Genomic DNA, 23,876 nt, shown 5'->3' on the forward strand with positions numbered 1-23,876 from the left:
CTCCGTTCTAGTTGAAGTGTCATGATCAAATCCGAATCGCCGGAAATGATGTTTTAAAGATCAATGTGCAACGTAGCAGGCGGCTGTTCTCTACGTGAGAGATGCGCGCAGATTCGTCACGGGTTACACGTCCGATACAACTGAAGTTAGTATCGGAAGGCGATTAGAGATACCTATGGATTGGCGAGAAGATAAATTTTTCGACGAACGGCCTGAACGTTTCAGGCATGAATGAGCATTCTGTGGCAGGCAGATCACAGGTGGCTCCCGCAGTCAAAATCACGGTAAGAAGGCGGTCATAACGCGTCTCCGCGAATCCGTCAGATATTGCCATCCAGGGTACGTCATCCTGTAAGCGCCAGACATCTCATAGGGATGCCTGCGGGCGCAATCTGCTTCGACGGAAAAACGCACCCGGAGCAATAACGAACGGCATTTGCGCTTCAATGGACAGCGCCGGCAGGATTAACAATCCTCCACGGCCGTACCGATTCATCACCTGATTCCGCCTTCCGCTTTGCCACACTGCGGGATTGACGTCTTACGACTTCAATCTGACTGCCGACATACGAGGGGTCAGGAGGTGCATGATTGCCAGTGCGACGAGGTATGCCAGCGCGCCAATGGCGAAGAGCACCCAGTAGTGTCCCGTGCGCTGCAATACCTGCCCGATCACTTCCGAGAACAACACGCCGCCAAGCGATCCAGCCATGCCGCCCAGCCCGACGACCGCGCCGACCGCGCGCCGCGGAAACAGGTCGGATGCCGTCGTAAAGAGGTTGGCGGACCACCCTTGGTGAGCCGCCGCGGCCAACCCGACGATTGCAACCGCGGCCCACAGATTCTCCACTTGCGAGACAAAGGCGATCGGCAAAACGCAACATGCACAGATCAGCATCGCGGTTTTGCGTGCGACGTTCACGCTCGAACCACGGCGGATCATCGCCGAGGAAATCCAGCCACCGCCAATGCTGCCGACCGTCGTCAACGCATAAATGCAAACGAGCGGCATGCCGATATGTTGCATATCCATACCACGCGATTCGTTGAGCCACTTCGGAAGCCAGAACAGATAGAACCACCACACCGGATCCGTCAGAAACTTGCCGATAATGAAAGCCCACGCTTCGCGCGTTTTGATTAGAGTGCCGAAGCCGGGCGCAGGCGTTTTGGTATCGACAGCAGTCCCGATTCGCGTCTGATGAGCACGGTCATCGAGGTCGCCATCCTGCGTAACGGAATCGGGCTCGCGATAGATGGCGAACCAGAACACGAGCCAGACGAGGCCCGCCGCACCTATCACCACGAACGCGGCACGCCAGCCATAGCCGACGGCAATGGCGGGAATGATGGCTGGAGCGAATACCGCGCCAATGTTCGCGCCGGAGTTGAAGATTCCGGTTGCCAATGCGCGTTCACGCGACGGAAACCATTCGGCCGTGGCCTTGATGGCTGCGGGGAAATTGCCACTTTCGCCGATGCCCAGTAGCGCGCGCACGGCCGCGAATCCCATGACGCTACCTACCGTGGCATGTAGCATCGCAGCAATGCTCCAGACAAACATCGCGATCGCATAGGAAACGCGCGTACCGAGCCAATCGGCCAGGCGTCCAAAACACAGCAGGCCGACCGCGTAAAACGCGGAGAATGTCATCACAATTCGTCCGTACTGGACCTGCGACCAGCCGACATCGTGCTGCAAAACCGGCGCGAGTAGTCCGAGGATCTGGCGATCCATGTAATTGATGACGGTCGCAAAAAACAGAAGCCCGCAAATCACCCAGCGGTAGCGGCTGGTGGCGCGCTTCGCGCCAAGGGCAATCGACTGCATAGATATCTCCGTCGGGGCGGCGTCTTGGCGCGCCCCGTTTGGTTTTGCCTCGCTTGCCAACGACAGGGGTGCTCAGTCGTCGTCTTCACGAACGCTAATCAGGGAAAACGTTTTCCCAAGATTAGAGCCTCTGATCGGATTTCGCTAGTAAGGATTAACGCGGAGTCATTTCTTTGCGAACCACTTGCGTGCGATCCTGACCTTTTAGACAGGCGTTTTCAATGCCTCGATCCGGAGGGAAAACGGTGCGTGGAGGGCTGGAGAGGGCGTTCGAAAGGAGGCTAGGCAACGTGCAAGCCTCGGGCGCCGACAGGCCGTGGACGATGTTTCGCAGGCTGACGCTACTCGAGTTGACTCTCTCTGGCTTGGCGCGTTGCGCCAGGCAAACCCGCCTTTGCGCTAGGCGATGAACTGGGAAAGACGGGCTGCTGTCACGTTTTTTTCGGCCCGGCGGCCGCGTAAGCAGCAGTCGATTCCCGCACGATCAGTCGGGGTTCAAGGATTAGATGTGCGGTATCGGTCTGGCCAGAAAGTGCGTCTATCAGTTTTTGCGTGGCAAGTTCACCCATCTTCTCGCTCTGGGTGTCTACGGTGGTCAGTCTGGGTTCGGCATATTCGCCGTAGGGTGCGTTGTCGATGCCCGTGACGGAGACGTCTTGCGGCAGTCGGAACCCCAGCGATTTCGCCTCTTTCATGAAGCCAAGGGCGATCAGATCGTTGTAACAGATCACCGCATCGGGACGCCGCGGACCCAGCAAAACCTTCGAGCAGGCTTGCTCGCCCGCTGCCGCTGTCGGTGCGTGCGCATCGTATACGTCGAGCGCGAGGTCCGCCTCCGCGAGGCACTCGCGTGCACCACGAACTCGTTCGTCGTTGATCGGCGCGTGACCGAAGCCCAAGTATGCGATTCGACGGTGCCCAAGGTTCAGGAGATGGCGAGCCAGCATATAGGTAGCGAGGCGATTGTCGATACCAATGTTGGGCATTGTCAGTTCATGCACATGGCGTAGCATCACAACTGGCTTGTTCAGATCCAGCATCCACGCCGACTCGTCTTCCGGAAGGCGGGAACTAATGACGAGTCCGTCGACGCGCTGCGCGAGCGCCTCGATCAACGCTCGCTCACGCGTCGGATTTTCTTCGGTATCGACGAGCAGTAGCGTGTAATCATGCTCGAGCGCTACGCGGTTTGCGCCTTTGACAACATTCGTGAAATGCGGGTTGCTGATGTCCAGAATAGCGAGCCCGATCGTGCGTGTGCGACCGGTGATCATCGATCGTGCAAGAGGGTTCGACCGATACCCCAGCTTTCCGATTGTCTCCTTGAGGCGCAATTCGACCTCTGGCGAAAACCGCTTCGTGCCGTTGACGTACTTCGACACTGTTGCAACTGATACGTCTGCTGCCACCGCCACATCACGAATCGTCGGGGACGTGTTTTTCATTGCAAGGCAAACGCTCTTGAGAATTGGGGGAGTTGCCTAAGTGCGGACAGGCCGCTGATCGAGGACAGCGCTTCACCGCAGCGCCTTTGGCTAGCTCACTCGAGATTTTGACGAAGGCGTCAGCCTAGTCATTCTATTGGAAAAGCGGCATTAATTATCGATGCCGACTGTTGAAGTCCGCGCCAATCGCATGCGTGGACTACGCTGATGAAAGATTTGGATTGAGCGCATGAAACAAGCCGGTGGACGAAGCATCGCGAGTGTGCACGGAGTGATCGCAGCGATATCGCACTTAGTCCGACTTTAGGTTCAGTGGCCAATCGCCTTGGGGTTTGCACAGTCAGCGCGTCACCGCCATTGACGGCGCGCGAGCAGCAGGCCCAGGCGGCCACCGACGAAACGCTTGATGCGCTGACGGCGCCGTCACGAAGGGCGCGCCGAAGTCGAGCGCGGGTTCCTCCCGATATTGCCGGCGTGATGGTTAGCCATAGACTGTGTCTGCTATGACGCTAGCGAGTTCGCCACAACCCTGATGCCCTTTTCAGATTTTCTCCGCCCTTGAAGCGCGACCCGATCCGAGCTTGCGTTCTCGGTGCGGCTCTCATGGCGCTCGCTGCAACCGCAGCGGCCGACCCTGCCAGCCGAGGGGCCCGGAAAAACCATCTCGCCGCGACCAAGCTGGTCGCGCCAGCGCCTTCTGCGCCAGCTACAGCCATTCCCGGTATTTCGTCGATTTCATCGGTTCCTGCTCAGGTGAAGTTCCTGAGTCCGTTCGAACTCGACTACTCGACCCGTCTGGCCCAGTCATTAACTGCAGCGCCACCCGATTCCCAAACAGAACCGGACGTGCGCCCCGGTGAGCCGACCGGTCCCCTTGATCAGGCTGCGCAGGTCGACAGCTACGGTTTGCTGCCTTCCCACGTTCATTCGCAGGCGCCCCCGCTAGTCTCGATCGGGGACTGGAATTTCTCGGCGGCCGCACACGTTCCTGTGACTCGCGGGCGCGACACGGGCGCGGCCATCAGCGCGCAGCACGAGTTCTAATTGTCCCTGAGATTTGCGACGTGCGCCGAGATGCACAGTATTAGCGTGCACGCTTCGTCGATTTAGCGGATCAACCCCATACGCCTCAGCTTACTAATGTAGTTCGCATTGTTCATGCGGGCATTAGACTCGCCAATAGCCCGACCCAGACGAAATAAGAAACTCAGCAATCCGTAGGCAAGGATGCATCCAAAAACGGCGACGAATACGATATCCGAGCGAGGCATGTTGCCTTTCGCGGCGATGAGCGCGCCTACGCACACTCCACCAAACCCATAGATGATGATCACCGACAAGACGTGTCGTAAGACAAAGAACGATTTGCCCAGCGCGGACTTCAACTTCCATTCAGTAACCCGATTGGAGTTGTTGTTCGTTGTGCCGCATCTCCCGCAAACGACAAACGGCTCGCCTATACCTGAATAGTTCGCCACATATCCGCGGGTGAGACTTTTCTTGCACGATCCGCACTTCTGATTGACGTAGAGACCCACGTGTTTTCCCCATATTTATAACCCATACTTATTATCAACGAACGCGCTGAGGTCAGAATCCATGTCGAGCCCGTTCACAATCTCACACGCTTCGTGATGGCAACTAGCGAAAGCGATAGTTGCAGACACCCATCGAGCGCATCGTCAAACCCCTGATGGACTTCAAGGATCTCCGGTGCGCCCGCATCATTTTCTCCAGGAATCGAAGTCATGAACATGATCAGAAGAGGGCAGATGAAGGGCGACGGAGTTGCGCAAACCGTCGCCGCCCAGTTCTATTCGTCGATGACATAGGAAATCCTTACCACGGCCGATTTTTTTCGACTCGTCCGCCGCGGTGATTCGAATGGCCCAGGCATTCGCTGTGCTTTCCCCGGCGATATCCAGACGCGCATGTCCTACGATATTTTATTGACGCCGTAGCGTCCCCGACAACATTTTCAGGAGTTATTCATGAGTGAGTCTAGAACCGTCCAAACCGAAGGCGCCGACATCGCCTACGATATCGATGGCCAGGGCCCGCTACTGCTGCTGGTGGTGGGTGGCAACGGCGACAGCAAATTGTTTGCCAGGTTATCCGCACAACTTGCCGACCGTTATACCGTCGTGAAATACGACCGGCGGGCGAACGCACGCAGCACAGGCGATATCAACGGCGAGTTGGACATGGCACAGGCCGGACGCGACGCCGCCGCTGTGATCAAGGACGTGAACCGCGGTGCCGCCTACGTATTCGGTAATAGCGCAGGTGCGAATATTGCGCTCAAGCTCACCGAGGACCATCCCGACCTCGTAAGAGGGTTGATCGACCATGAACCTCCGATTACCGACATGCTGCCGCAGCCCGAGGCCGGAAAATGGCGCACGTTCTTTGACCGCGTCTATGAGGTCTACGTCGCTGAGGGTGCCGGCCCGGCGATGAAACTGTTTGCTACTTCATTCGTGGGGTTTGACCAAAATGCGCCCGCGCCTGGTGATCAGGCGGGAGGCACCCATGACCGTTTTCTCGCGCACGAATTTCGCCACATCAACAGCTTTGTGCCGAATGTCGACGCGCTGCGCCGCGCAGGCGTGCCGATGGTCACGGTGGTCGGGCGCGACAGCGGTGACGCCTTCTACGCGCAGACGGCACGCGAACTTGCGCGGCAATTACCCTGTCCATGCGCCGACATCGTCGGCAATCATCTCGGATACGCAATCCATGCCGAAACGTTTGCGAACGAATTGCATCGCATGATCGAAAACCTGCCTGCTCGTGCACCTCAATAGACCGGGACCCTCGCCGTTCCTGGCGAGCGTCCAGTCTTCTCCAGGAGTTAACGAATGAAGATCATCTGCATCGAAGAACACACGGTTGACGCAGCAATCGCGAAAGCCAGCCAGCAAGGGCAGGCGGCCGAAGCGGGTTATATGGCCGACTGGGGCAGCCGCGTCGACGACAAGCCACCTGCGTTTGCGAACATCCGCCCGTCGCTCGTGCCGCCCAAAAAGTCCATGGAGCTAGCTCGCGATCTCGGGGCCGGCCGTATCGCGGATATGGACGAGCACGGTATCGACATGCAGATTCTGTCGTACAGCAGTTCTCCGCAACTGGCGCCTGCTGCTGAGGCCATTGAACTCACGCGTGCGGCGAACGACAGGCTGGCCGAAGCGATTCAGGCGAACCCTGCGCGGTTCGGTGGCTTTGCGTCGCTGCCGTGGCAGGACCCGGAGGCTGCTGCGGTTGAACTGGAACGGACAGTGAGGGAGCTGGGTTTCAAAGGCACGCTGCTCACAGGGCGTCCCGGCAAGACTTTTCTCGACGATCCACGTTACGAGCCCGTTCTCGCCAGGCTAAACGAATTAAAGGTGCCGGTTTATGTCCACCCAGGCTTTCCGCTGCCCGAGGTGCGCGACGCGTATTACGGCGGCCTCGACAAGGAAGTGAGCGCGCGACTGTCGCTATTCGGCTGGGGCTGGCACAACGAAGCCGGCGTGCAGGTGATTCGCATGATGCTCTCCGGGCAATTCGACAAATTCCCGAACCTGCAGGTGATCAGTGGTCACTGGGGCGAGATGGTGCCGTTCTATCTGCAGCGTATGGACGATTCCATGTCACAGGAAGTGACGTGCCTGTCCCGATCGATCACGGATACCTACAAGCAACACGTGTACGTAACGCCAAGCGGCATGCTCAACCTGCCGCATTTCGAGTTCATTCACAAAGTCGTCGGTGCCGATCGTATCATCTACGCGGTTGACTATCCGTATCTCACGAACACCGGCGCACGCGCGTTTCTCGAGAATCTTCCGGTGAGTCAGGAAGACAGGGAAAAGATTGCGCATCGGAATGCGGAGAGGTTGTTCAATTTGTGAATGCGTGATGGTCTAGCGCGCGTGGGCACTTGTGCTGCGCCGACGCGATAGTACGGATACAAATGGCTGCGCTGCATGGCGGCCTCATATTTGCCCATTGAAACATGGGCAACAAACCAGAGCCGTATCCCGCTAGCGACGACCAGACGATACTCGTGCCATCGCAGCCGCTGGAGCCGAGTCCCAGATAGGCGACAGCTATAGGCCATAGGCCCCGACCTGCTCCGCCGCTGCTATGGCAGGTTCTGGTGCCCGAAGGTTCGGTGGGTTTGCCAGACTTTATGGCATGGCCACGTGAGCGCTAGCTGCGTACGGCATGGCGACGAGTTAGCCAAAGATATTCTGAATGAACCGCACCGGTCGGACCCAATACGAGCTTGGTCAGTTCAGGCCGCCATCGTCGATTCCGCGCGCACGGCAGCGCTCGCGGAATGAAACGAATCAACGACGCGTTCAAACGGCGAAGCATCATGTACACCCCGCGCGAGCAGAAAGTAGCAGAGGTAAGGGAAAATCTGCTCGCTGAGAATCCGGCTACATTCCACTGGCAACATCGCTGTGATGTTATCGATCGCCATAATGTCGATGCCGGCACGGGTTCGACAGACAGGCGCGGCAAAACTTGTCGGGTTCGAATACAGCGGAATGGGATTGTCCGGGTGCGTTGCCTCGCAGCTGATATCACCGATCAGCTGGATCTTCGTGTGCGAGCCGATCATCGCGTCGCTTAGAAATAACGGCGTGCCGGCAGATAGCTTGATGCAGTTGAAGATCACCTCGTAGTCATGCAACCGCTCTCTAAACTCATGATTCTCCCTCGTGATTTTCGGCGAACAGTCGTACGCGAGCCCTACCTGATCGAGCAGATGCGTGACGCCAGCGCCGGACTTGCCTCGATGTCCAATCACCAGAATGCGCGGTGCCCGGAATCCGGTGCGGACCAGCCGCTGCGCGTATTCAACGAGTTCGGCCACGCACATGAACTGCCTGGGAATCCGATACAGCGCATCATGTCCGTGCCGTTTCTGCTTCCAGATGTCGAGGCAAGCAGTGGCGGCGGCGAGTCCAGCGAAGTAGCCCGCGCCACCGGTGACGAGCTGCGCGCCGAAGTTATCCTTGATCTGTTCGAGGTCGTAAAGGAAGCCTCCGCCGCGTGTGAAGCGTTCGAGTAGTTTGAGCGAGCCTCGCTGGCGCTCGTAAGCATGGGCGAAATACATGTGCCGATGCCGGAGCGGGAATGGGTCGTCAGGAAGCTCCTTCAGGCCGAGGATCAGCGCATCGCGGTGCGCTGATGGCCAACTGCCCGTTGGAGCAAGTGCGCATCCCACGTCGAGATAGCTCGAGTCGGGGAAGATGCGATCCAGCGACGATTCAACACACACGCGGTAGCCATTCCTGACCAGAACGCCCGCATGAACCGGAATCAGCGGGGTGCGGCGCTCGTTCATCCTGGATTCGGCGCGTAGCCAAAGCGTCTGGGTCATGACGAACACTCCATTTGAAGTCGCCTCGAATCCGGGCGATAAGAGTTTGCTGTATCCAGTTCCATCCATTGCGGTGGCCGTTCGTCGCGTGAGTCGTTAAGCGTCACCGCGGCGAAAAAAGCTTCTTCGATCAGGCGAAAACGTGCGTAGTCCCTTTCGAGAGTCTCTGCGCTGTCCGCGACGAGTGTCGCGTAGCCAGGATGCCCTAGCGCGTACTTCGTTTCGTTGAGCTGTCCGTCCGGAGCGATAGTGAGCTTGATGCTCATGAGGCTCGGAATCTCCAGAAACATGTCGAGCGGGAGATGTTTTGCCAGCCGCCCAGAGAGATTCGAAGACATATAGATGAAACGTGCGAAGCGGCAAGGAGCCGCCTCATATAACTTGCTTCTGTCGAGAAACAGGTGAGGGGCAACGAGGCTGTCCGCAAGGACGGAAACCTGGCTATAGCCATAGCACTCCTCGACCAGTGAAAAGTCGATTCCTCCCGCCAGCCTCGCGCCTGTTTCGATCAGACGAGGCCCGCTCAGCGTTAGCATCACCTCCGTATGAGCAGCGCCATTCCGTATCTGCAATGCGTCGAGTACGTCGTAGACATATGCCGTCAAAACGGAGAATTCGGGCGCACTACGGCTCATGAGGTCGGAGTATTCGTCGATCAGCCACGTGTCTTCGTAGTGGTTGACGTCTTGCCAGATGTCCGTGACGAAGTGCTGTCCCTCTACCGATACAGTGTTGATAACAAAGTGCCTGCCTTCCAGATATTCCTGTATGACGTACTCGTCCTTGATTTCACCCACCACGTTGACGCGATCGATATTGCGCGTGAAAACGTCGGCGATGTCCGCTTCGTTCTCGCAGATACCGACCCCGTCTGAATAACCGCCCAGCGAGGGTTTCAATACCACGCGCGCGAAACCGGAGGTCCGATACCATGCGCGTATTTCGTCGAGACTGCGGGAGCAGAACTGCGCCGCGCACGGAACTCCATTGAGCCGGAGCGCGTCCACCATATGGAATTTATGACGATGTAGCTGAGAACTCCCCGCGGGGTTTCTGCGCACATTGAAAAACTGAGCCAGTTTGTTAGCGGCGATCACCCCGCTATCGCCCGCGGCGATAACGGCCTTGATGCTGTAATGCTTGAGTTGGTCTACGAGATCGCATATTGCCGTATCGTCGTTGGACAGGATGCGCAATTCGCGGGTACACCACTCGGGGCAACCGGCTTCATCACCTGCGGGCTTGCCGAATGCGACATGGATGCACTGATAGCCACGTCCATGCAGCGTCGGCCCAATGTAATAACCCTTGCGATCCGCGCCGACGATAACAACGGCCTGTCTTTGGAGTTTCATGCTGATCCCTTCGCGGTGGAAAAGTGAATGACGCTCACGCCGTTGCCTTCTTCACCACGACGACCACCTGGCCTGGGCGAGTGGCCGTTGCTGTCGGCAACGTTCTCAGAAGCTCGTTGAGACGCCAGCGCAAATAGTGATCGCGGGACAGCCTGGCGAGCCAGGGTGAGAAATCGGCGAGCCACTGGTGCACGTCCCAGCGCTCGATCTCGAGCTCGTAATGGATCTCGGCCGACGTCGCATTGAAGTTGACCAGTTGCAGAATTTCGCCTGCGGACAGGCCTGTGCGGTGGAAATAGCCGAAGCTTTGCACCACCGAATTCGACCAGTCGCATAAGGCGTGCGTGGTGCGCTGTGAGCTGATGCTGAGATCCCACCACGGCTCACAAATTACCAGCCCGTGACGCGTCACGCGTGCGCCCTCTCTTAACGCGTCACCGGGCCGGGGAACGTGGTGCAGTGAGTTCGCAATGAGCACCCAGTCGAAGGCGCCGTCGTCGAACGGCAAGCGCCGCATGTCGCAGGCCATTGCCTCTACGCCAGCGCTAGTCAGCGAGGATAACGATGGCTCGTGCGTATCGACACCGCAGACGGTCATGTTATGGGCGTGCTTGAGCGTTAGCAGCTTGCGGCCTTCGCCGCATCCCATTTCAAGCAGTGATTCAGGAAAGGGCTTCAGTTGCAACAGGCGGTCGACCACGCGTTGGTCGAGGGCACCCAGCGGAAAATCACACATGACAAACAGCCTCCCTCATGGAATCGAGAAAAATTTGCCCTGGCTTCGTGAAAACGGCACGAGACCTCAGGATCGCGTCCCCCTGCATGAACTTGTCGAGGTAGACGGCTTCTCTGACAGCAAATGACAACGGCAGCGCGGACAGGCTCAAACGCTCGATCTCGTCGGGGGACGGGTTGGGCGCGTGCGTTTGCCGTATGAATTCGGGTGCATGGCGGTACGCATGCAGTAAGCGGAAAAACACGAAGTGCGCATGCAGTACGCCTTTGATAGGGCGCAGTGTCTGGCGCGCGGGCGATGGTGCAGGATCGGTACCATTGTTCACAAGCGGATCGAAGGTCATGAGCATATTCAGGTAGATATGCGCAGCCTCGTGAAGCAGGCGGTCAAAGTAGAAGAACCGTTTGTATTGCTCTCGAATTCCCGACGGTGGCCGCACGAGCACCATGCCGAATGCCGCCAGGCTTGACGCTGCCTCAGCCGAAAAAGCGGGAGGCATTAACTGGACGACGGACACGATCTTCGAGATCTCATCCGCGAGGTTTGGGTTGCTAGCCGAGATTGCGTTTCTCAGATCACCAAGGTGCCGGCGAGCAGACTTTACGTCGCAACGCGCTACCGCTTCGCCGGTGTCGTGATGCTCTGCGTTCGACGCGATTTGCAGAAAGGTTGCATCGGAGCGTGTCGCCGCTTGATGTGCGCGCAGAAAAGACCGGGTGATATCGTCGACGTCCGCGCGAATTTCGAAGGCGTCAGAATAGGGCGCGTGCAAACAATCCAGCAGGTCATCACAGCGCAGAGCAACAGCGCTTGCGTCGGAGCGTGCCATCTCCTGAAGCAAGCCAAAATAGGTGAAGTAAAGGCGCGGAGAGTATCGGCGCGAACTGTCGAGTCCTGCAACGACATCGCTACCACGCGTTAGCTTCGCTGGCATGACTCGCGCAATTTCTAGCAGGACTTTTCGCAGCGAGTCTTTCATCTTTGCCTGTAGTCGAGTCCGTAGCAATTCGCTCACTCCGGATGCCGGATAAATCAGCTTTCGCCATTCGGTCGGATCGTCCAGCATTTCAACGGTGGTGTTCATGGTAGCTAGCGAGGTCTGCGCAGGTCGGCGCGCGAAGAAAGAGCGGGGATGCACGCGTTGCGGTTTATCTGCCGGCAACGCGATGCACTCCCCGCGCGCGGTTACATCAGGTATTGCACGGTTGGGACGAGGTCCGCGCCGTCTGCGACGATACCTTCGGGCAGGACGAACTCTTCCTGCTGCGGGGCAATGAGGGCGTTAACGGTTTGCTCGGAATTCAGCTTGACGGTGGCATTCATGGACTTCTCCAAAGTAAAGTGAAGTTGGATCAACTTGCTCTCTCAATCGAAAGTCAGTCTCCAGAACACAATTTATGCTGCTTCTATTAGCAAAGAATTAGCTGCGTCGGATAGACGGCGCTTCGCGAATCCGAGCGACGGCGCGTTGTGAAGATATGGGGCGAGCTGTAACCGGCATCGGCGGAATCGGGAGGTTGTCCGCGTGTACGCGGAGACGAGTAGGCATCTTGCAGAGCAGGCGCCGCGTATCACGAGACTTGCAGATGGCGGCTTGTTTTGCTGCGTTGGGTGCCGCGTCGAAAATGGAACCGCCGGCTGCGGATGCAACCTTGTCGACGCGGTTTTCCGGACCTTGGTGGCGCGGAGTCGTCCCGGCCGTCTTGTCTATAATATTTTCACTGTCGACTCTGCGTCAGAGATAATGGTGCATCTTTGAACTCATGGATCTATCTGCGAAGGCTGAATTCTTTCAACTCATCGCGCAGTAGATTAATCAATCAGGAAGGCTATGCGCTCGCCTGACGGAATACATTCAGACCGTTGACCCGAGCTTTCGGGCGATCAATTCCTGGGAGCCGAAATGTTCGCGTTACCGTGGGTTGCAGTTATGCTTGCCGCGCTGGCGACATGGTTATCGGTTTCCCGGTGGCTGACTATTGGATTGCTGATTGTCGGCTACAGCGCTGCGCTCGCGAACGGACAACTCGGCCTCGTGGCGGCGGTGCCGGTCGCATTGTTGCTCGTTGCTGCCTATGCCGTGTTGCCACGTCGGAAACCGTATCTTCAGTTCATCGGGCACGCGCTGTTCATCGCGCTTGCCATTGCACTTAACATGCATTGGCTACCGGGTTTTCATAACCTCCGCGTCATCGCCGCCCAGCGTTTCACTGCCGATGCCGTGCCGTTCACGATGTACCTCAACCTGGACAAGCCCCTGATTGGCTTCTGGATCCTGCTAATGCTGCCGTGGACTCGGCCGCAGCACCAGCTGTTTAATTCGATGAAGGTGGGGGTAGTCTGCATGCTGCTGACGACAGCGGCCTGTCTGATGGTCGCCTTGCTGCTAGGAATCGTCACATGGGAACCGAAATGGCCGTCCGCTAGCTGGCTGTGGCTGCTAAACAATCTGCTGCTTGTCACGTTTGCTGAAGAAGCGCTGTTTCGCGGCTATCTGCAGGGCGGCCTGAATCGTCTTATCAAGCAGTGGCCCTGTGCAGACGCAATTGCCATCTTTGTCGCGGCAGGGCTGTTCGGACTCGGCCACGCCGCGGGCGGGTGGCAATGGGTCGCCCTTGGAAGCATCGCGGGCGTTGGATATGGAGTGGCTTACCGCTTCGGCGGACTTCAGGCCGCAGTGCTCGCTCATTTTGGCTTGAACGTGACGCACTTTTTCCTGTTTACCTACCCGATGCTGCAGCCAACCGGGAAGTTGTGAATCGCTTCCGGTGCTACTCGCAGGACTTCGATATGTCGATGCAGGACGCTGCAATCTGTGGCTTTCGCGTATGAAAAATCGGTACTGGCGAATGCTGCAGTAAATCGGCGTAGAACGCATTGACTCACACCAGGCGCTTTCTATCGACGGAAGCAATACCCGCGCAATTCGCAGATTTCTGAGCACCGCGACGTGCTCATCTCACTTTTATGGCGGTGGGCATCCCCTTCGCCCCTGCATAGAATACGATGAGTTCGACGGGCGAATTGTCGGTGTATCCGCGGTGAGCGCTTCCGACCATTTCAGGCAGAACGTCGCCTGCGTGCAGGGTCGTCTTATGGCGGCCGTCTCTGCTCTCCACATGCAGATTTCCGGACAATACATACGCAGCGTTTGGCATCGGGTGTAGGTGCCACGGTAGCGTCGTATGAGCGGGAATAATAATCTTTAGAACAGTGAGCTGCGGCTGGCCCGCAGGATAGCTTTTATATAACTTGCCATCCCATGAGTGTTCGGTTTTGAGGAGAACGGTGGAAACCGCACTTTCCGGATTGGTCGTTTGCGCGGCGAACGCCGGGATCGTGAACAGGACCAGAGACAAGGCGATTGCAAGTCGACGGATGAACAGCACGAGAGATGCTCCTTTTTCTTCAAATGGGAGTTGTGCAAAGGGACGCAGATCACAGCGTCAGTTCGTCGTGTTCCCCAAGCTTTAGAAGAAACGACGCCCCAGCGCTGCGATCAATTCCGTCGGCGTGCCCATTCCAACAAACCTGATCGGCCTCGCTGCGTCTCCATGGCGAATCAACGCAATGGCTTCGTCTGCAGTTTTGATTTTGTCTTTCAACGTGGCTGTTCCGTTTTGGGTTATGTGCTCATCACGGGATTAGCGGGTGGATGTGTTCGACGACCACAAGTCGAAATTGTAGAAGCCCTGAGTTAGAAGGGAATTACTTTGTCGACGTGGAGTTCGACAGCCAGTAGTTCCGGGAAGCCACCACAGACGGGGTGCGCGCTTCTTCATGCGTGCGGGCATTGAATCGACCGGACCTATCGACGAGGCGTAATTCTCAGTTAGCGAACAGATAGGAAGATGTAGCCAATCAGAAATCACAGTTCGCTTCAGGCGGGCTTCACTTTGGAGAACAACAAAATGAAATCATTGAAAGACAGCGCGACGGGTCTTGGAATTTTGATGTTAATGCTCGTAGCCGGAACGATGACGGCCGGGTTCATTGCGTCAGCAAGCGCGCTTGTCCTGTCTCGCCTGTAACCTGGGCACAACACGAAAGTGCGGAAGCTGTCGCAAATTCGCCAGCTTTTGTTACCCGCTACGCTTGCCTCTCCATCATCGTCTTTTCTCGAATGGGTGCCTTAGTCAGTGCGTTCCCATACCGGGCAGCGTGCCAGTCGACCGGAGGAACCCATAGGGTGGCATCATCGCTTTCGTGATGGTCATTTTCTCAAAGCAGTGATTCGACAAGAAGCGTGGCCGTTACAGGAGGTCTTCGTTCAAGCCGATGAAAGAGGGATCGAACTGGATGTCGGCATTGTCGATTTCTCACCGACGGAATCAGCCGCCGCAGGGGGCAGCATCGCTTCAACCGATGCAACGATTCGCTCAAAATCTCTCAGATTCAACGCGTCCATTTTTCGGAGAACTGCTTTGATTTGCGAGCGAACCGTTCCGAGGGAAACGTCGCGAGAGCGCGCTACGTCTTCGGCCGATCGTCCACCAATCAGCGTCATCGCCACATCGGCTTCCGCTCGCGATAAATCGAATAGGCTTCTCAGCATTTCTCCATGAGCGGGTGATTGTCTTGCAGATATATCCCGCGCAGTCACCAGTGCGACACCTTTCGCCAGTTGCATTCGCGGGTCGGCCCCCGTTGCGCCAATCAGGCAATCAGGAACGGGCGAAACAACAACGGCCAGACCGGTCGACAAGGATGCTGTCGCGGTAGAACGAACCCGCATCGCGCCTCCAGAGCGTCCCGACGCCGCCGCCAGAACAAGTGCTGCGAGTGTTCTGTTGTCGTCACGATGCGCGGCAGTGAGAAATGACGAACTGCCAGGCATTGGCCCCGATCTCACGACGCGCAAGCCACAAGAGGCGGTCGCAGCCTTGTTGATCGCGGCCATGTTCGCAAACAGGATCCGCATATCCGCCGCTACGATCATCGTGTATCCAGGAAGCGCCTCCAGCGCGGCCCGGCCATGATCAGGCCGGCTGGCGATAGTCGACATTTGCCGACGCAGTTGCAGCGCCCTCTCCAGATGCGGAAGAAGGCGCTCAATCAGCTTCAGTTCCTCTGCGTCAAATGGGCCCGATATGCCATCGCGGCTGAAGCCGATCCCTATCGCGTCGCAGTTGGTAAGCCGGGCGTAGCTTACGTGCTGAAGATCGTATTCGCGCATGCACTCGTGGTAATAAGCGCTTTTGACGAGTTCCTGCCGGGAAATGATCTCTTCACCGCTCGTCACGACGGGATAGGACGCCCGCGTCCCCAACGCTGAGGCTGTGGTGAATCCCCAATTGTGAAATGGATTGACCTTCAGACCGTGCGAGAAGTACTGATGCTTTGCCTGCATTTCGTCGAACGGCATCAGCAGATTCGACTTCGTTTCGCTATCCAGTCCGGGCGCCCACATTGCCACGGAGAGCGCGCCCGTCAGCCGTCGAATCCCAACGCCGACATCCAGCCAGTTCCGCTGTCCCATTGCGGCTTCGTAAATCTCTCCGACGAGCTCGTCCGCACCGTATCCGGGCATACAGTCACCTCGCATGATTACCTGCATCTGGCACGACTCGGGAGCGTGTCAGCAAGATATCGAAGGCAAATCGTAAGCTTGGCCCAATGCGCAATTGTGCCGTTACCAGAACAATAGCTCGGCTATCCCCAGTTATGGAGATGTTTTCTTAAATACGAACTCGCACAATTCAGCCCAGCGGATTTCGGAGAAAGATTGGCCACGCATGCTGGCTTTCCGAGCGCTTTCATTCTGGACCCGCTGCAATTAATTCTGTGAATTCTTAAAAAAACCTTATTCGCTGCGGTGCGCTCTTCCAGAGCACCGCACCTGTAACGGATAAACCATGCAGCGCGCAGGTAGTGAATGTCGGGGCGTCTGGAAGTTGCTCCGATAGACCTTCGAAACAACACAGGGCTCGATTAAACACACGGCGTTCAGTTGACGAACCAGGCGAACGCTTTCGGCAATTCACGAGGAAATGATGCGAGTATTACTTGTTGAAAATGATCTGGATATAGGTCGAAAACTGTTCTCCGCATTGAAGGGAGCAGACTATAAAGTGGACTGGGTTCGTAGTGGACAAGACGGCAGAACTGCCATTGAAAATGCGTGCTACACCGTGGCTCTCCTCAAACAGGGGCTTCCGGGTCTGTGCGGAATCGACTTATTGAAGGCATCGCGTGCCGCAGGTAACGCGATTCCAGTGCTGCTGCTCTCCGCGAATGACGATCCTGAAATGCGCACACGTGGTCTCGACACTGGCGCGGACGATTTTGTACTCAAGCCGTTCGATACCCAAGAACTGCTCGCGCGCATTCGTGCTGTGCTGCGGCGCACGGCGGGCTACCCAACTTCGCGAATCGGCGACGCAACGATCAGTCTTGATCTGGACAAGCGCACTTTCCTCTTTAACGGTACTGAGTCAATGCTATCCGCGCGTGAATTTGTGCTGATGCATGCTTTTCTGGAACGACGTGGCAGAGTGCTGTCACGAGGTCAGCTCGAAGAACGGCTATACGGTTGGGGAAAAGAGGTAGAAAGCAATGCAGTCGACGTATTGATCCACGGAATGCGAAAGAAGTATGGACAATCGTTGATCCGCAACATCCGTGGCATCGGCTGGACCGTGATGCCGACGGAACCTCTGAGTGGCACACAACGTAGGGCTACGCCGGTTCAGAAGACCTTAGAGGTTACCCATTGATCTTGCGTCCCGGGCGCCACGTCGCTGAAGACGTGGCGGACCCGCCGGTGGACGAGGACGGTTCGCCCGATAGCACGACCAGGTCATCAGGCAGTTTTCACCCATACGCGTTGTCGATTGAACTGCAACAGGCGGAAATGAGCGGTGCGATCGCGAATGTTATCGCCGCTGCACAAGCAAGTTGCTGATTGGACATGAGCCTGCATTTGCGGCAAAACAGTCTGCAAATTTCATTTGCATGATGGCTCGACTTCGAAGCTGCTGATCGCGGCCCGCCACGTCTCAGTTCACATCAGAGCGCGATTAGGATCGTCCGACAGAACCGAGCGGCCCGAAAGCGCGTGTCATCCTCCAATGAACCTGAGCGCATCCAGCAGGGGCGTCTTGGACACGTTGACCATCCCCTGGAATGGCGTGTCGAGATCCAACACGACGAACACGGCAGTTGAAGCCGATAACGCGCAAAGAGAAAATACGACGCACATGCTCCAGGTTCTTGGTGCGCTGAAGCCAAATATGCCGAATATGACAGTGAGCCATCCGACGAGGACGACGATCAGAGGCGTCGGAATCGAGCCTCTTCTATGTTCCAGCGCAAGCCATCGACCCGCAAATATGTCGTCCCAAAGCTCCATTGCATGGCTGCGAAATTTGTCCTGCCCAAGTTCTGGTGTCTTTAGAGCGAAAATTTTCCCTTGGATTTCGTAGGTATGCTGGAGGATTTGTCGCGATTCTGCTTCTGCGGTCGTACCGGTTTTGTTGGAAAACAAGAAAGAGATCCATCGACCATAGTCGTCTTTAATGTCGGTGCGCAGACCGTCGGCCGATGGGCCGAACTGGGACAAGGTTCGGTCCAGCTGAATCATCGCGACGCTGTTGTGCTGCAGAGCGGTGTTGACCAGGTCGAGTGACGACTTGCCCGACGAAATGAGCAGGCTGAGCACCAATGCCGAGAGCGTCGCCACCAGACCGACGGCGATACGCATCGCGGCTAGCGATTCCTCCGCGAAATGGTGATCTGCGAGGCTGGCGCGCACATGCGAACCAACCGCTGCGCTGGCAAGAATTAGAGCCAGTACGACGATAGACAGGACATAGTGATTCATAAGGAATTCGCTTTATTCGCGCGCGCCCGGTATGGCACTCGCTGGGGAGTCATACCGGCAGAGCAATTCGAGAGGATGCAAACGAATCGATCGCATGCGCCAACGCGATTGGGTATTCATACATCATCGCGTGTCCCGCGTGCTTAACCAGCAACAGATGAGCATCGGGCAATAAGTGCGTGAGTGCGATGGCGTTCTGCGGGTCGGCCACGGCATCGTCGCTGCCCGACAGCACCAGCGTATTGATGTGCACCGAGCGTAGCGCGTCGGCGGCTTTATCGTTGGTTTCCCATGCGTGCAGCGCGGCGGCCTGGCCATCTGCGACCACGCTGGGAATCGCTCGCGACTGGTAGTCTGGCGGGTTGAATCTATCCTTGGCAAAGCACTGTTCGGCGTCTTTCACGCTCGATGCGGGGAACAGCACCGCCATGATGTCGTTAAAGGTGACGCCGGGCTTGCCCGACAGTTTCGCCATCACGTTTGCGGGTACCGGGACACCGCTCCGGCCAGGCGGCAGCGCGCTCATCAGTACCATTTTGCCGATTGCCTGTGGCTTGTCGATCGCGAGTTGCTGCACGATGGAGGCACCCATCGACCATCCGATCACTGTCGCGTGCTTTAACGCCAGGTTGTCGATCAGTGCGGCAGTATCGCTTGCCATATCGTCGATCGTGAAGCTGGACGCATCGGGCATTGAGCGGCCCACGCCGCGATTGTCGAAGACGATCACGTCATGATGTTTCGCGAGCTCGGCCAGGAACGCCGCGTTCCATTCGGACACCGTCGCGCGATAACCGGTGACGAGCAGAAGCGGGCTGCCGTGACCGAAGCGGTAATAGGCGAGCGGGCCGCGAGAGGTCTGCGCAATCTGCTCGTGATAATCCGCATGGATCGACGAGGTAGCGGGGGGCGCCACGCACATCGCTTCGGGCGCGTAGCTCACAGTACGTGCGTGAGCGCCGCTCGACAGCGCGACACATATCACCGCGACCACGAGTGCGTGGGGCCATGGCAGCTTATTCATATGGACGCTCCTTGATCCGATGTGAGACGGTGCAACCCCAGCGGATTTCTTTGCATTAGATTCGACGAGGGCCGCGAACACGCTGACGTAACTAGCACTGAAAAGCACGCGCGTTTTTTGCGCGTGCCGTTAGGTGTAGAAGCGCCAACCGAATGCGCCAGCGGCGACCCGGACACAACGGCGTCGATCAGGACAATCATCCTGACCGGCATTGGCGTGCCGTGGGCGAGCAATGTGGGTCACATGGTGAACCGCTTGCCGATCTGACGATTCTCCGATGCGCGAGTAGCATTCAGGTAACCGAATGGCCGTCATCGTACCGGCATGGAATTAGTGGAGAATTAAGTACAAGAGTGGTGACCGGTTTATCCTGACTGGCGTCAATCATTACAGTTGGACTGATGCGTCGGAGCGCCGATTTAGGTTGGCCACCTGCGACAGCGATATTCGATGAGATGGTGCCGCGTCGCGGTGGCTATACCAACCAGAAGCAGGAAGATCGAACCGGTGGCCGAGGCGCTCGCGCTGGCCACCGAAATGTCAATGAGCCATTCAAATACGTCGATCATGGCGTGTTTCCATGGATTGCGTAGTCAACATCAGCTTGGGTCGCGACGATCGCTGCGAACGTGTGACGATGGCCCCGGATCAGATGACGGCGACTATCGCAAGCATCAGGTACGGATATAAGTCCTCGTCGGTTGCCGGCTGCTCAGAGACTTCTTTGCATTCGTTGACGGCATTGGAGGCTGCAGGCTGCGTCGCAATCTGGCTGTCGAAAGGCATCTCGGTATCGGTCATGGTTTGACGTATTTGAGGGTTGAGACATGCGAACATAAGGGACCTCCATTCTGGGCAGAAAAAAAGCGAATCGTCGATTCGCTTGACTATGTTCGCAGACGGAAGTGAGGTGGGAATTAGCGCACTTCACGGGGCAACTCAGTGTGCTCCGTTATCGTGCCTTAGTGGTAAGAGTCAACCGACAATCAGTCGTGCCAGGGTTGACGCATTCGCGTGCGAATCATCCCGCGGCACGCCGCGCAGCGGATTGGCAAGCCGCAAGAGCTTGCCAATCCGCTGCGCCGAAATGAGACGCCGGCGATCTGAAGTCAACGAGCGGGCTCGCTTGCACATGCCTCGATAAGAAAACAAGTTGACGTCAGCTGCTAACGTGAAAAAGGCAACTTGCCGATGCAATGCTTAATGCGAGCACCCGGTGTTTGTTGACCATGGTAAGAAGGGTCAATGGCCACACCGCGTCGATATCAAGGCGCCGATTACGGTGCAGGGCTCAATTTCAGAATGACGCTGTCGTCCGTGTCCGCGACATACAGCGACTGGCCGAGCCATGCCAACTGGTCGATCGCCGGAAGCGTCCCCGGCAGCGGTCCGAGGTTCAGGCCGTATTGCTCAGGCGTACCTGCGAACGTGCTGACCACACCGGCTGGCGAGATTTCGCGGATGGTACCGTTGTTGAAATCGTTAGCGAAGATGTTGCCCGCCGGATCGACGGCAAGCGTAGACAGGCCGTCGAAAGTCGCTGCATTGCCCGGGCCATCCGATGAACCGGCAATCGCAATCGAACCAGCCAGCGTAGTGACCTGGCCATTCGCGCCATTAATCGCGACTTTGTACAGCACGCCCGCACCGGCCTGAGTGTTGTCGTCGGCGATATAAACGTTGTTTGCGCTGTCCACGGTTACGCCGGACGGATTGATCAGCCCAATCGGCGCACCGGTCGGCGAGGTGAGCGTGATCAAGTTGACGGCGCCCGTGGGGGTGACCTGGGTCAGCATGCTAGCGCCGGTGCTGGCCTGAGTCGTGAACAGATAGAGATTCGAGGCTGCGTCGGTGGCGATGACGGTGCTTCCATCCGTTTGCAGCGCCTGATTCGTGCGCGGGTCGACGAGCGTCGTTACCTGGCCGGCTGACGTAATCTTTCGCACCGTGACAGCCTCGCTGCCCTGGTCGGTGACATACAGGTTGCCCGCCGGCGAAATGGCGATATTGGACGGCCCCGAAAACGAAGCAGCCGCGCCGGTGCCATCGGCCGAGCCCGACGTGTTCGCTGTGCCGGCAAAGGTCGACACGTTGCCCGCACTGATCTTGCGGATCGTGTCATTCTCGAAGTCGGCGACGTAGAGGTTGCCACTGAGGTCTGCGGCGACGCCTGTCGGCACATTGAACTGTGCTGAAGCGACCGGGCCATCGTGCGCGCCGGTCGCAGTGGGATTGCCGGCAAACACGCTGATGCTCGAAGTGGGCGGCGTTGGCGGGGGATTCCCGCCACCGCCTCCGCCTCCGCCACCGCAGGCTGTCAGGGTGATTGCCATGAAGCCGGTGGTCAGCAGGAGCGACACGTGCCGCGCGCGTTGGCGCAAGGTGTTCGCGCGCGAAATGGAGGTGGAATGAGCAATCGGATTCGTCGTCACAATATCGCCTGGCAAAATGTTGAAACAGCTGTCGTTGTCATGAAATGCAAAACGATCTTTCCGCCTGATGCGGACCATCTTCTGGATTTCTGAATTGAGAAGAAGCTCGTTTTGCGAATCTCTTAACCCTGATGTATTCGTCCCCTGACGCCGCATGCTTCAATGGGCGATCATTCGCTCAGGTGAAACAGGTGAGGAGAGCGTTGTCGGCCAGCGGTAATCAATGTCCGCTCCGTCCGACGCACGGCATCGTAGCGGTGAAGAATGAGCCGAGAATTACCGGCGGGCGAGCGGGTACGCGAAACTCAATAGAACGGAAGCTCGTTGGGCAGGCGCACGAATATCCAGAGGCAGAAGCGGCCGATCGTCACGCAATATCGACCTCGCACTCGTGTAGTGGGCATCCTGCCTGTCGACCGTGCAGTTTTAGATTGACTGGCGTTCGGTAACCTTGGGGCAGTAAGCCACAAGGCCACCACACTGCGAGGCGATCTACCGTTGCACCGAGTTGCGTACAAAACTTCTGTATGGTGTTTCGCCTGCGGGTCGATGAAAGAAGACCCGAGTCAGCAGACTCTGATTGGTATGGAACGCGGTTGGGCATTCCTGTCTCAACTTTTGAATCGTCGCATCGATACTGTCGACGCCTCCATTGGCTGCGGTGACCAAATTGGCTTGCTGATTTGCGGTAAGTTTCATATAAGCTCCTGAGGTATGCGAGTTGTTTCAGATGGTCCTAATGCGCATCGTCTTCGACACGCCCGCGCAATATGGAGAACGCGGCGCGAGCCATATCCAGATTGGTAGCGATGGCACATATATGGCACAGAACAATTGTGGACCATGAGAATTAGTAGAAAGTGAGGCCGGTACCGGCACGGAATTTCCTTGCTTTGCGTCGAGTCCGAATGGCTCGTACGTGTGCGTCATGAGATCGATGACGAATCAAGCAAAGATATGAGCCGAAACTTAGCGGAAAGTTACGTACGGTTCAAAAGGCGCTCCGGAAAAGACGCTGATTCGATGGCCGCATGCAGGCGCCCCGTCGAACATTACCGCGCTGTCGATCTGCGGGACATCGAGAGCGCGACAAAGAACGTGCAGATTGCCCACCTCGCGGATCGCAAAAAATTCAGTGCGTACGATACTCCCGGCCCTTGCGTGTTTTCACTCGCGATGGGCACGCACGAGCCTGATCACCTCGCGTGGGCGCACCCAATCCGTGTGATCGGGCAATATCCACGCAGCGCCCAATAGGCGAAGAAACCCGGCCTCTGCGTCGGAGATGTGTCGATCCGCTTGAATGGCTTCCTTGCATAGCGAGATGATGTCGCGCCGCATTTGCCAATCCTGCACGTCGGCCGAGAGCTCCGCGACGATGACCGGGTCGAGCCTGCACGCGTCGCCCCAATTCAGATAGGCGGCGGAAGTCAGGTCTTCGCACAGCGTCTGCATGACGGCCATAAACTGACCCGGGCGCAACGACAATCGCTGTTCGATGCCGTGGCGCTCGAGCGCATCGATCTCGTCGTAGCCGACGTGCCCGTCTGATAGTAAGCAGGCCGCGACGATGCGTGCTGCGGCTTCAGGGCTGTTGCATTGATAGTGGCGCATGTCTGTTCTCCTTGTCTATTGGTCGTTCACAGCTCGTTGTCACGCGGTAGGGCGCCCGAATGCACGCTGAACGGATAGTCGCCACTGTCGAGGTGACGCATGCGCCGTTCGAGATCCCCGAGATCGGTCGATGACGCCAGATATTCTTCGCGTTCGTCGTGGCGAGAAGACTCAAAAAAAGACGCTAGTTTTTCTGAAAGTGCGGCAAACATGATGTGCTCCTTGAGTGGTGCGACGCAT

Annotated in this window: 25 protein-coding genes and 1 pseudogene; 8 read left to right on the forward strand and 18 right to left on the reverse strand. The window is 57.3% G+C overall.

All coding sequences use genetic code 11. The features are described 5' to 3' along the window. Window positions 1-541: 541 nt before the first annotated feature. Both LMG28727_RS12515 and LMG28727_RS12520 read right to left on the reverse strand, forming a co-directional pair. A complete protein-coding gene (locus LMG28727_RS12515; RefSeq protein ID WP_201642633.1) occupies window positions 542-1,831 on the reverse strand; it encodes an MFS transporter in 1,290 nt (429 codons plus the stop codon). A 431-nt stretch (window positions 1,832-2,262) separates the two neighbouring features. Beyond that, window positions 2,263-3,276: a LacI family DNA-binding transcriptional regulator gene (locus LMG28727_RS12520; RefSeq protein ID WP_201642634.1), complete on the reverse strand. Its 1,014-nt coding sequence runs from the start codon at window positions 3,274-3,276 to the stop codon at window positions 2,263-2,265. Between the two features lie 603 nt (window positions 3,277-3,879). Between LMG28727_RS12520 and LMG28727_RS12525 the strand changes: the two genes are divergently transcribed. After that, on the forward strand, window positions 3,880-4,320 hold the full coding sequence (locus LMG28727_RS12525) for a hypothetical protein (protein ID WP_201642635.1): 441 nt from the start codon (window positions 3,880-3,882) through the stop codon (window positions 4,318-4,320). 62 nt (window positions 4,321-4,382) lie between these two features. Here the strand turns inward: LMG28727_RS12525 and LMG28727_RS12530 are convergent, their stop codons facing one another. Then, entirely contained in the window at window positions 4,383-4,814 is a 432-nt protein-coding gene (locus LMG28727_RS12530) for a hypothetical protein (protein WP_201642636.1), read from the reverse strand. A gap of 131 nt (window positions 4,815-4,945) precedes the next feature. Here LMG28727_RS12530 and LMG28727_RS34140 point away from each other — a divergent pair. The 3 genes and pseudogenes from LMG28727_RS34140 to LMG28727_RS12540 all read left to right on the forward strand — a co-directional run. Further along, window positions 4,946-5,108 (forward strand): annotated as a pseudogene (locus LMG28727_RS34140) (IS6 family transposase); the annotation flags it as partial. Between the two features lie 159 nt (window positions 5,109-5,267). Further along, window positions 5,268-6,083, forward strand: coding sequence for an alpha/beta fold hydrolase (locus LMG28727_RS12535; RefSeq protein WP_268960473.1), 816 nt, complete (start codon window positions 5,268-5,270; stop codon window positions 6,081-6,083). A 54-nt stretch (window positions 6,084-6,137) separates the two neighbouring features. Next, window positions 6,138-7,169: an amidohydrolase family protein gene (locus LMG28727_RS12540; protein ID WP_201642638.1), complete on the forward strand. Its 1,032-nt coding sequence runs from the start codon at window positions 6,138-6,140 to the stop codon at window positions 7,167-7,169. Window positions 7,170-7,555: 386 nt separating this feature from the next. On the opposite strand, the gene LMG28727_RS12545 is transcribed toward LMG28727_RS12540, so the two are convergent. After that, window positions 7,556-8,653, reverse strand: a complete 1,098-nt coding sequence (locus tag LMG28727_RS12545; protein WP_201642639.1) for a Rossmann-fold NAD(P)-binding domain-containing protein — start codon at window positions 8,651-8,653, stop codon at window positions 7,556-7,558. Beyond that, the gene (locus LMG28727_RS12550) at window positions 8,650-9,750 is read right to left on the reverse strand and encodes an ATP-grasp domain-containing protein (protein ID WP_201642640.1); all 1,101 of its coding nucleotides are present in this window, start codon (window positions 9,748-9,750) and stop codon (window positions 8,650-8,652) included. The genes LMG28727_RS12545 and LMG28727_RS12550 overlap by 4 nt, the downstream gene beginning before the upstream one ends. Window positions 9,751-9,789: 39 nt before the next feature. On the opposite strand from LMG28727_RS12550, the gene LMG28727_RS12555 reads away from it, so the two are divergent. Then, complete coding sequence (locus LMG28727_RS12555; protein WP_201642641.1) at window positions 9,790-10,035, forward strand: hypothetical protein; 246 nt, start codon at window positions 9,790-9,792, stop codon at window positions 10,033-10,035. A 7-nt stretch (window positions 10,036-10,042) separates the two neighbouring features. Here the strand turns inward: LMG28727_RS12555 and LMG28727_RS12560 are convergent, their stop codons facing one another. The 3 genes from LMG28727_RS12560 to LMG28727_RS12570 form a co-directional block, all read right to left on the reverse strand. After that, the gene (locus tag LMG28727_RS12560; RefSeq protein ID WP_201642642.1) at window positions 10,043-10,708 is read right to left on the reverse strand and encodes a class I SAM-dependent methyltransferase; all 666 of its coding nucleotides are present in this window, start codon (window positions 10,706-10,708) and stop codon (window positions 10,043-10,045) included. 28 nt (window positions 10,709-10,736) lie between these two features. Next, on the reverse strand, window positions 10,737-11,828 hold the full coding sequence (locus tag LMG28727_RS12565; RefSeq protein WP_201642643.1) for an aKG-HExxH-type peptide beta-hydroxylase: 1,092 nt from the start codon (window positions 11,826-11,828) through the stop codon (window positions 10,737-10,739). Between the two features lie 101 nt (window positions 11,829-11,929). Beyond that, the gene (locus LMG28727_RS12570) at window positions 11,930-12,067 is read right to left on the reverse strand and encodes a hypothetical protein (protein WP_201642644.1); all 138 of its coding nucleotides are present in this window, start codon (window positions 12,065-12,067) and stop codon (window positions 11,930-11,932) included. A gap of 580 nt (window positions 12,068-12,647) precedes the next feature. On the opposite strand from LMG28727_RS12570, the gene LMG28727_RS12575 reads away from it, so the two are divergent. Beyond that, window positions 12,648-13,502 carry a CPBP family intramembrane glutamic endopeptidase gene (locus LMG28727_RS12575; RefSeq protein WP_201642645.1) on the forward strand — a complete coding sequence of 285 codons (855 nt, stop codon included), beginning with the start codon at window positions 12,648-12,650 and terminating at the stop codon, window positions 13,500-13,502. A gap of 196 nt (window positions 13,503-13,698) precedes the next feature. Here LMG28727_RS12575 and LMG28727_RS12580 read toward each other — a convergent pair whose 3' ends face one another. The 3 genes from LMG28727_RS12580 to LMG28727_RS12585 all read right to left on the reverse strand — a co-directional run bounded on the left by LMG28727_RS12580 (window position 13,699) and on the right by LMG28727_RS12585 (window position 16,301). Further along, window positions 13,699-14,133 carry a cupin domain-containing protein gene (locus LMG28727_RS12580; protein WP_201642646.1) on the reverse strand — a complete coding sequence of 145 codons (435 nt, stop codon included), beginning with the start codon at window positions 14,131-14,133 and terminating at the stop codon, window positions 13,699-13,701. An 81-nt stretch (window positions 14,134-14,214) separates the two neighbouring features. Next, window positions 14,215-14,349, reverse strand: coding sequence for a hypothetical protein (locus LMG28727_RS34530; protein ID WP_268960474.1), 135 nt, complete (start codon window positions 14,347-14,349; stop codon window positions 14,215-14,217). 665 nt (window positions 14,350-15,014) lie between these two features. Further along, complete coding sequence (locus LMG28727_RS12585; RefSeq protein WP_201642647.1) at window positions 15,015-16,301, reverse strand: helix-turn-helix transcriptional regulator; 1,287 nt, start codon at window positions 16,299-16,301, stop codon at window positions 15,015-15,017. Window positions 16,302-16,737: 436 nt separating this feature from the next. On the opposite strand from LMG28727_RS12585, the gene LMG28727_RS12590 reads away from it, so the two are divergent. Continuing rightward, entirely contained in the window at window positions 16,738-17,460 is a 723-nt protein-coding gene (locus tag LMG28727_RS12590) for a response regulator transcription factor (RefSeq protein ID WP_201642881.1), read from the forward strand. Window positions 17,461-17,804: 344 nt separating this feature from the next. Here the strand turns inward: LMG28727_RS12590 and LMG28727_RS12595 are convergent, their stop codons facing one another. Both LMG28727_RS12595 and LMG28727_RS12600 read right to left on the reverse strand, forming a co-directional pair. Beyond that, window positions 17,805-18,566: a bestrophin-like domain gene (locus tag LMG28727_RS12595; protein ID WP_201642648.1), complete on the reverse strand. Its 762-nt coding sequence runs from the start codon at window positions 18,564-18,566 to the stop codon at window positions 17,805-17,807. A gap of 49 nt (window positions 18,567-18,615) precedes the next feature. Beyond that, window positions 18,616-19,590: an alpha/beta fold hydrolase gene (locus LMG28727_RS12600; RefSeq protein WP_201642649.1), complete on the reverse strand. Its 975-nt coding sequence runs from the start codon at window positions 19,588-19,590 to the stop codon at window positions 18,616-18,618. Window positions 19,591-19,707: 117 nt separating this feature from the next. Between LMG28727_RS12600 and LMG28727_RS12605 the strand changes: the two genes are divergently transcribed. Then, window positions 19,708-19,857 (forward strand): hypothetical protein, encoded by a 150-nt coding sequence (locus tag LMG28727_RS12605; RefSeq protein WP_201642650.1) that lies wholly within the window; start codon window positions 19,708-19,710, stop codon window positions 19,855-19,857. 152 nt (window positions 19,858-20,009) lie between these two features. On the opposite strand, the gene LMG28727_RS12610 is transcribed toward LMG28727_RS12605, so the two are convergent. From LMG28727_RS12610 to LMG28727_RS12630, 5 genes are all read right to left on the reverse strand, one after another. Then, window positions 20,010-20,159: a hypothetical protein gene (locus tag LMG28727_RS12610; protein WP_201642651.1), complete on the reverse strand. Its 150-nt coding sequence runs from the start codon at window positions 20,157-20,159 to the stop codon at window positions 20,010-20,012. A 79-nt stretch (window positions 20,160-20,238) separates the two neighbouring features. Beyond that, the gene (locus tag LMG28727_RS12615; protein ID WP_201642652.1) at window positions 20,239-20,391 is read right to left on the reverse strand and encodes a hypothetical protein; all 153 of its coding nucleotides are present in this window, start codon (window positions 20,389-20,391) and stop codon (window positions 20,239-20,241) included. 476 nt (window positions 20,392-20,867) lie between these two features. Beyond that, window positions 20,868-21,950 carry an NHL repeat-containing protein gene (locus LMG28727_RS12620; protein ID WP_201642653.1) on the reverse strand — a complete coding sequence of 361 codons (1,083 nt, stop codon included), beginning with the start codon at window positions 21,948-21,950 and terminating at the stop codon, window positions 20,868-20,870. Window positions 21,951-23,189: 1,239 nt separating this feature from the next. Further along, a complete protein-coding gene (locus LMG28727_RS12625) occupies window positions 23,190-23,636 on the reverse strand; it encodes a tellurite resistance TerB family protein (RefSeq protein ID WP_201642654.1) in 447 nt (148 codons plus the stop codon). A gap of 26 nt (window positions 23,637-23,662) precedes the next feature. Continuing rightward, window positions 23,663-23,848: a DUF3563 family protein gene (locus tag LMG28727_RS12630; protein WP_201642655.1), complete on the reverse strand. Its 186-nt coding sequence runs from the start codon at window positions 23,846-23,848 to the stop codon at window positions 23,663-23,665. Between the last annotated feature and the right edge of the window lie 28 nt (window positions 23,849-23,876).

This window comes from Paraburkholderia metrosideri (genome assembly GCF_904848625.1).
Taxonomy (GTDB): Bacteria; Pseudomonadota; Gammaproteobacteria; order Burkholderiales; family Burkholderiaceae; genus Paraburkholderia; species Paraburkholderia metrosideri.